The organism is Pseudomonas fluorescens (assembly GCF_902497855.1).
Classification (GTDB): domain Bacteria; phylum Pseudomonadota; class Gammaproteobacteria; order Pseudomonadales; family Pseudomonadaceae; genus Aquipseudomonas; species Aquipseudomonas fluorescens_BI.
Genome location: NZ_CABVHU010000007.1, coordinates 317,459 through 324,863 on the forward strand (window position 1 = coordinate 317,459; position 7,405 = coordinate 324,863).

Sequence of the window (7,405 nt, forward strand, 5' to 3'; positions counted from 1 at the left end):
GCTCTTCCCAAAAGTGCTTCAAGGGCTTTACATTGGCACTTATAGCGCGTCGAAGAGGTTGGTCAAAAAATCAGCGCTTCCCTAAACGCTGGTGATTTTTTAAACTGTCGAGTCCGCTCGCCCAACCGGGCAGCGCGCATATTGCATTCGCTCCGAGGAATACCATGGCCCGCGTAACTGTTGAAGACTGCCTGAACCACGTGGAAAACCGTTTTGAGCTGGTCATGCTGTCCACCAAACGTGCCCGTCAACTGGCCACTGGCGGCAAAGAGCCACTGGTTCAGTGGGAAAACGACAAGCCTACCGTGGTAGCGCTGCGTGAAATCGCTGAAGGCCTGATGAGCTACGAGTTCATCGCCAATGCTGAAATCGTCGAAGACGAACCGCTGTTCGCAGCGTTCGAGGACGAGTCCAACGAGGCCGTCTAAGCCATGCCTGGTCGACGTAGCACGGCGCGGGGTCACAACGAACGGCAGGAATTATCATGCCGAGCATAGACGCCCTCGCCGCTCGCTTATCGACCTACCTCGGCAAGGACCAGGTCAATCTGGTCCGCCGAGCGTACTTCTACGCCGAACAAGCCCACGACGGCCAGCGCCGCCGTAGCGGTGAGGCGTACGTCACGCATCCTCTTGCAGTGGCGAATATTCTTGCCGACATGCACATGGACCATCAGAGCCTGATGGCGGCCATGCTGCATGACGTGATCGAAGACACCGGTATTGCCAAGGAAGCGCTGCAGGCGCAGTTCGGCGAAACCGTGGCCGAACTGGTCGACGGGGTCAGCAAACTGACCCAGATGAACTTCGAGACCAAAGCCGAAGCCCAGGCAGAAAACTTCCAGAAAATGGCCATGGCCATGGCACGCGACATTCGCGTGATCCTGGTCAAGCTCGCCGACCGCCTGCACAACATGCGCACCCTGGAAGTGCTGTCCGGCGAAAAGCGCCGGCGGATCGCCAAGGAAACCCTGGAAATCTATGCACCCATCGCCAACCGGCTGGGCATGCACGCCATCCGCATAGAATTCGAGGACCTCGGCTTCAAGGCCATGCACCCGATGCGATCCGCGCGGATCTACCAGGCGGTCAAGCGCGCCCGGGGCAACCGCAAGGAAATCGTCAACAAGATCGAAGAATCCCTCAGCCACTGCCTGGCCATCGACGGCATTCAGGGCGAGGTCAGCGGTCGTCAGAAACACCTCTACGGCATCTACAAGAAAATGCGCGGCAAGCGTCGGGCCTTCAACGAGATCATGGACGTCTATGCGTTCCGGATCATCGTCGACAAGGTCGATACCTGCTACCGCGTGCTGGGTGCTGTGCATAATTTGTACAAACCGTTGCCGGGTCGCTTCAAGGATTACATCGCGATCCCCAAGGCCAACGGCTACCAGTCGCTGCACACCACGCTGTTCGGCATGCACGGTGTACCGATCGAGATTCAGATCCGCACCCGTGAAATGGAAGAGATGGCCAACAATGGCATCGCCGCCCACTGGCTGTACAAATCCAGCGGCGACGAGCAGCCCAAGGGCACGCACGCCCGCGCACGCCAGTGGGTCAAGGGCGTGCTGGAGATGCAGCAACGCGCCGGCAACTCGCTGGAATTCATCGAGAGCGTGAAGATCGACCTGTTCCCGGACGAGGTCTACGTGTTCACGCCCAAAGGCCGGATCATGGAGCTGCCCAAAGGCTCCACGGCGGTCGACTTCGCCTACGCGGTGCACACCGATGTCGGCAACAGCTGCATTGCCTGCCGGATCAATCGTCGTCTCGCACCGCTGTCCGAACCGCTGCAGAGCGGCTCCACGGTCGAGATCGTCAGCGCGCCCGGCGCTCGGCCAAATCCGGCATGGCTGAACTTCGTGGTGACCGGCAAGGCGCGGACCCACATCCGCCATGCGCTGAAACTGCAACGCCGCTCCGAGTCCATCAGCCTTGGCGAACGCCTGCTGAACAAGGTCCTCAACGGTTTCGACAGCTCCCTGGACAAAGTACCGGCCGAGCGCGTCAAGGCGATGCTCACCGAGTACCGCCTGGAATTGATCGAAGACCTGCTCGAAGACATCGGCCTGGGCAATCGCATGGCCTATGTCGTCGCTCGTCGCCTGCTCGGCGAAGGCGAACAGCTGCCCAGCCCGGAAGGTCCGTTGGCGATCCGCGGCACCGAAGGCCTGGTCCTCAGCTACGCCAAGTGCTGCACGCCGATCCCGGGCGACCCGATTGTCGGTCACCTGTCTGCGGGCAAAGGCATGGTCGTGCACCTGGACAACTGCCGCAATATCAGCGAGATCCGTCACAACCCGGAAAAATGCATCCAGCTCTCGTGGGCCAAGGATGTCACCGGCGAATTCAACGTCGAACTGCGCGTCGAGCTGGAACACCAGCGCGGTTTGATCGCCTTGCTGGCCAGCAGCGTCAATGCAGCCGACGGCAATATCGAAAAAATCAGCATGGACGAACGCGATGGTCGCATCAGCGTGGTCCAACTGGTGGTCAGCGTGCACGACCGCGTGCACCTGGCCCGCGTGATCAAGAAACTGCGCGCCCTGACCGGAGTGATCCGCATCACCCGCATGCGCGCGTAGCCATCCATTACAAGGAGTCATTCATGACCAAGACTGTTATCACCAGCGACAAGGCCCCGGCTGCCATCGGTACTTACTCCCAGGCAATCAAGGCTGGCAACACCGTCTACATGTCGGGCCAGATTCCGCTGGACCCAAAAACCATGGAACTGGTCGAAGGCTTCGAAGCCCAGACCGTCCAAGTGTTCGAGAACCTCAAGGCCGTGGCCGAAGCCGCCGGTGGTTCGTTCAAGGACATCGTCAAACTGAACATCTTCCTCACCGACCTGAGCCACTTCGCCAAGGTCAACGAGATCATGGGCAAGTACTTCGACCAGCCTTACCCTGCCCGCGCCGCCATCGGCGTCGCCGCCCTGCCGAAGGGTTCGCAGGTTGAAATGGATGCCATCCTGGTCATCGAGTAATACATCCGGCGCAGCCTCACGAGGCTGCGTCGCCGATGTTGAAAAGATAGCGTTCTGAAAGGATTCCACCATGCGCCAAGCGCTTGCTCTCTCGCTGCTCGCCCTGTTCTTGGGCGGATGTGCCAGCAATCCTGCCGACCGTGACATCAGCGGCACCTGGATCAACCAGGTGGCGATCGATGCTGCATCCAGAGGCGGCCCCCTGCGTGAAGCGCTCCAGGCTTATGGCCCGAACCTGGAGTGGGACGTCAACACCAAGGCCGCTCAGGCCCGCTACACCAACGGTTTTGAAAACGTCGACGGCAAGCTGCTGGGCGAAATGTCCGGCGCCTGGAAAGTCGACTTTTATGGCAGCGCCGGTAGTGAGCTCAAGCGCGATGGCAAGCAATTGAGCCAGACCGCCAGCGAGAACGAGCCGGAACAGGTCTTCGACCGCGCACAGGTTCAGGTACCGGAAGGCGCACCACTTGGCGCCAGTTTCGAGCGCGCGCTGTATTCCTCATATATGGGTGGCAGCTGGAAAGTCGTCAATGGGCCCGGTGCAGGCAACACCGTGCAATTCCAGGCCGACGGCCAGGTTGCCGGTTTGCCAGGGGCGGATCGCTATGCCCTGTGCCTGGCCGGTGATTGCGCTTCGATGAGCGGCGGAAACGACAACATGTGGCTGCAACTGAACGGCCAGGGCAATACCTGGATCTTTGCGCGCAAGGGCAAAGAACTGGAGATCCTCCAGGCTGTGAACACGGCGCAGGCGGACGAGATGCCTCAGTTCACGCCGGGTGAGCGCAAGTGGCTGCTCGAGAAGCAGTGACCCGATCTCACAGCCAACGCAAGGCCCTGTAGGAGCCGGCTTGCCGGCGAAGGGGCCGTAACATTCAACATCACTGTTGACTGATACACCGCCTTCGCCGGCAAGCCGGCTCCTACAGGTGTCGTGGGTGCCTGGGAGTCAGCAGCGGCCCTCGAGAATCGCGGCATAACCTTCGCGATAGCTTGGATACGCAGGCTTCCAGCCCAACGCCTTCACCCGGACATTGCTGCACTGCTTGCTGCCCGTGCGACGCACGCTCGCATCCTCAGACCACTCCGTCACGCCCAGGTACTCACGCAACCAGTCCACCACTTGCGCCAGCGGTGCAGGGGCGTCGTCCACGCCGATATAAACGTCATCCAGCATCACACCGCGTCGATCCGCCTCCAGCAGAAACGCCAACAGCCCCGCCGCGTCGTCGACATGAATCCGGTTGCCATACAACGGCGGCTCGGTCGCCACGCGATACCCACGACGAACCTGGGTCAGCAGCCACTCACGGCCCGGACCGTAGATGCCGGTAAGGCGCACGATGCTGGCGGGGATCCCGCTCTGGAGCGCCACTTGCTCTGCTTCCAGCATCAAACGACCTGAATAGCCTGCAGCAACGGTCGGCGAAGTTTCATCCACCCACTCCCCCTCCTGCTGCCCGTAAACACTGCTGCTGGACACGAACAGCACCCGCCGTGGTTGCTGGCCATGCTGCTTCAACCAACCCAGTACATGTTGCAAACCCTCGACATAGGCGGCGCGATAGCCCGCCTCGTCATGGTCGGTGGCGGCAGCGCTGTACACCAGATAATCCAGTGGACCCGTGGGCCAGTCAGCCGGACACTGCTCGCTGAACAGGTCACCGGCGACACCGATGACCCCGGCCGGCAGCCGCGAAACGTTGCGACGCAGACCATAAACCTGCCATCGTTCGGCCAGCAGTTGCGTGGCCAGACGACTGCCGACATCACCGCAGCCGGCGATCAAAACAGAAGGCGCGGACATCAGAAAACTCCTCTCGCAAAGCCACAGACTAGCGCCGGCAATGGACGAGCGGCTAGTAATGCAGGAAAAAAAGATACTCTATTACTTCTGTTAACAAGAATTACTTGCAATAATGCCCGCCACTTTTGTTCTCGGCCTCACGAGGCCTGGAAGAGCATCTACCGTTTTTCTTTCTCGGGTCCGGCCAGCATGACACGCAATCAATTCCCCGCTTCGCCAACCAAACGACCTCGCGCCTGGAGCGCAGTGGCCGCCCTGCTGCTCAGCCTGATGCTGGCGCCAACCGCCGCTTTCGCTGACGCACAAGCCCCAGCCACCCCGGCCGCTACGGCTGCAGCCCCCGCCGATCAAGCGCCAGCTGCCGCCCCTGCCGTGACGCCTGCCGCGACTGACCCGGCCCAGGCTGTAGACACCACCACCGAAGACGCGCCTGAAGTTCTCGAAGCCGACAACACCCTTGGCATGGCCCACGACCTGTCGCCATGGGGCATGTACCAGAACGCCGACATCATCGTGAAAATCGTGATGATCGGCCTGGCCATCGCTTCGATCATCACCTGGACCATCTGGATCGCCAAGGGCTTCGAGCTGATGAGCGCCAAGCGTCGTCTGCGCAATGAAATCGTCCACCTGAAAAAAGCCACCACACTCAAAGAAGCCAGCGCGACCGCCACCAAGGCTGGCACCCTCGCCAACCTGCTGGTCCACGATGCGCTGGAAGAGATGCGCCTGTCGACCAACAGCCGCGAGAAAGAAGGCATCAAGGAACGCGTCGCCTTCCGCCTCGAGCGCTTGGTGGCCGCCTGCGGTCGCAACATGAGCAGTGGCACCGGCGTGCTCGCCACCATCGGTTCCACCGCGCCGTTCGTCGGCCTGTTCGGGACCGTGTGGGGCATCATGAACAGCTTCATCGGCATCGCCAAAACCCAGACTACCAACCTTGCGGTCGTAGCGCCCGGCATTGCCGAAGCGCTGCTGGCAACTGCACTGGGTCTGGTGGCCGCCATTCCAGCGGTGGTGATCTACAACGTGTTCGCCCGCTCCATTGCCGGTTACAAGGCGCAAGTATCCGACGCGTCGGCAGAAGTCCTGCTGCTGGTCAGCCGCGACCTCGACCACCAGCCTGAGCGCAGCTCGCAACCGCACATGGTGAAAGTGGGGTAATCGGCCATGGGCCTGCATTTGAAAGAAGGCGCAGACGACGATCTGGCCGAGAACCACGAAATCAACGTCACGCCATTCATCGACGTGATGCTGGTGCTGTTGATCATCTTCATGGTGGCCGCACCACTGGCCACCGTGGACATCAAGGTCGACCTGCCCGCGTCCACCGCCAAACCGGCACCGCGGCCAGAAAAACCGGTGTTCCTCAGCGTGAAAGCCGACCAACGCCTGTTCCTCGGCGAACAAGAAGTGAAAGCCGAAGCGCTTGGCGCCACGCTGGACGCCAGGACACAGGGCAAGAAAGACACGACGATCTTCTTCCAGGCCGATAAAGGCGTGGACTACGGTGACCTGATGAGCGTGATGGACAACCTGCGCTCCGCCGGCTACCTGAAGGTCGGCCTGGTCGGACTCGAGACGGCAGTCAAGAAATGATCACGACGCGCCATAAGCTGACGCGTTACGGCGGGAGCCTGGCCGTGGTGCTGGCCGTCCATGCGCTGGCCATAGCGCTGGCACTGAACTGGACGTCGCGCCCACCGATCGAGCTGCCGCCGCAGGCGATGATGGTCGAGTTGGCGCCAATTCCGGCACCGCCACCACCGGCACCGCCCAAGGTGATAACGCCGCCACAGCCACCTGCCCCGGTGGAAGAACTGCCGATCCCGAAACTGGCTGAAGCGCCGAAAGCCGAGATTGCCGTGCCGAAGCCGGTCAAACCCAAGCCCAAGCCTCAACCGCCCAAGCCCGTGGAGAAAAAACCGGAGCCGCCGAAGGAAAAACCTTCCGAGGAAAAACCGGCCGACACCCAACCGACCCAGGCACCGACGGAAAAATCCGCACAACCGGCACCGGGACCTTCGGCGGCGCAGCAAGCGGCCAAGGCCAGCTGGCAAGGCACCCTGCTCGCCCACCTGGCCAAGTACAAGAAGTACCCGGCCAGTGCACAGGCGCGGGGCAAGGAAGGTTTGAACCGACTGCGCTTTGTCGTGGATGGCGAAGGTAATGTGTTGTCGTTCGAACTGGTGGGCCGTTCCGGCAACGCCGATCTGGACCGGGCCACCCTGGAAATGATCCGCCGCGCCCAACCGCTGCCCAAGCCACCGGCCGACATGCTGAACAACGGCGCCATCGAAATCGTTGCACCCTTTGTTTACTCGCTGGAAAAACGCCGGCGCTAACAACGCCGACCCAATGTGGGAGCGAGCCTGCTCGCGAAGAGGCCATGACATTCAACATCCAGGTTGACTGTTACTCCGCATTCGCGAGCAGGCTCGCTCCCACAGGGTTGCAACACATCTAAAAGGCACCGAAACAGACTGTGTGAAAACGCACTGATGGTGGTTCCAATCAAACGCCCCGACTTGTTCGGGGCGTTTGCTTTTGTGCGGGCAGCAGACAAAAAAGGGCGTTTCAGCCCATCAACGCCATCAACTGACG

Annotated in this window: 8 protein-coding genes; 7 read left to right on the forward strand and 1 reads right to left on the reverse strand. The window is 61.1% G+C overall.

Annotated elements, in window-relative coordinates; translation table 11 throughout:
• Nucleotides 1-164: 164 nt before the first annotated feature.
• The 4 genes from rpoZ (at nucleotide 165) to F8N96_RS16805 (ending at nucleotide 3,805) form a co-directional block, all read left to right on the forward strand.
• The gene (gene rpoZ / locus F8N96_RS16790) at nucleotides 165-428 is read left to right on the forward strand and encodes a DNA-directed RNA polymerase subunit omega (RefSeq protein WP_007894670.1); all 264 of its coding nucleotides are present in this window, start codon (nucleotides 165-167) and stop codon (nucleotides 426-428) included.
• A gap of 56 nt (nucleotides 429-484) precedes the next feature.
• Nucleotides 485-2,590, forward strand: a complete 2,106-nt coding sequence (gene spoT, locus F8N96_RS16795; protein WP_150765536.1) for a bifunctional GTP diphosphokinase/guanosine-3',5'-bis pyrophosphate 3'-pyrophosphohydrolase — start codon at nucleotides 485-487, stop codon at nucleotides 2,588-2,590.
• Between the two features lie 23 nt (nucleotides 2,591-2,613).
• Entirely contained in the window at nucleotides 2,614-2,994 is a 381-nt protein-coding gene (locus tag F8N96_RS16800; RefSeq protein WP_003229509.1) for a RidA family protein, read from the forward strand.
• Nucleotides 2,995-3,064: 70 nt separating this feature from the next.
• On the forward strand, nucleotides 3,065-3,805 hold the full coding sequence (locus tag F8N96_RS16805; protein ID WP_150798734.1) for a hypothetical protein: 741 nt from the start codon (nucleotides 3,065-3,067) through the stop codon (nucleotides 3,803-3,805).
• 138 nt (nucleotides 3,806-3,943) lie between these two features.
• Here F8N96_RS16805 and F8N96_RS16810 read toward each other — a convergent pair whose 3' ends face one another.
• On the reverse strand, nucleotides 3,944-4,801 hold the full coding sequence (locus tag F8N96_RS16810; protein WP_150798735.1) for an SDR family oxidoreductase: 858 nt from the start codon (nucleotides 4,799-4,801) through the stop codon (nucleotides 3,944-3,946).
• A gap of 189 nt (nucleotides 4,802-4,990) precedes the next feature.
• Here F8N96_RS16810 and exbB point away from each other — a divergent pair, with 189 nt between their 5' ends.
• From exbB to F8N96_RS16825, 3 genes are read left to right on the forward strand one after another with little or no spacing between them, the layout of a single operon-like run.
• On the forward strand, nucleotides 4,991-5,965 hold the full coding sequence (gene exbB / locus F8N96_RS16815) for a tonB-system energizer ExbB (RefSeq protein ID WP_150798736.1): 975 nt from the start codon (nucleotides 4,991-4,993) through the stop codon (nucleotides 5,963-5,965).
• A gap of 6 nt (nucleotides 5,966-5,971) precedes the next feature.
• A complete protein-coding gene (gene exbD, locus F8N96_RS16820; protein ID WP_150765532.1) occupies nucleotides 5,972-6,400 on the forward strand; it encodes a TonB system transport protein ExbD in 429 nt (142 codons plus the stop codon).
• Complete coding sequence (locus tag F8N96_RS16825; protein ID WP_150798737.1) at nucleotides 6,397-7,146, forward strand: energy transducer TonB; 750 nt, start codon at nucleotides 6,397-6,399, stop codon at nucleotides 7,144-7,146. The genes exbD and F8N96_RS16825 overlap by 4 nt, the downstream gene beginning before the upstream one ends.
• Nucleotides 7,147-7,405: the final 259 nt, after the last annotated feature.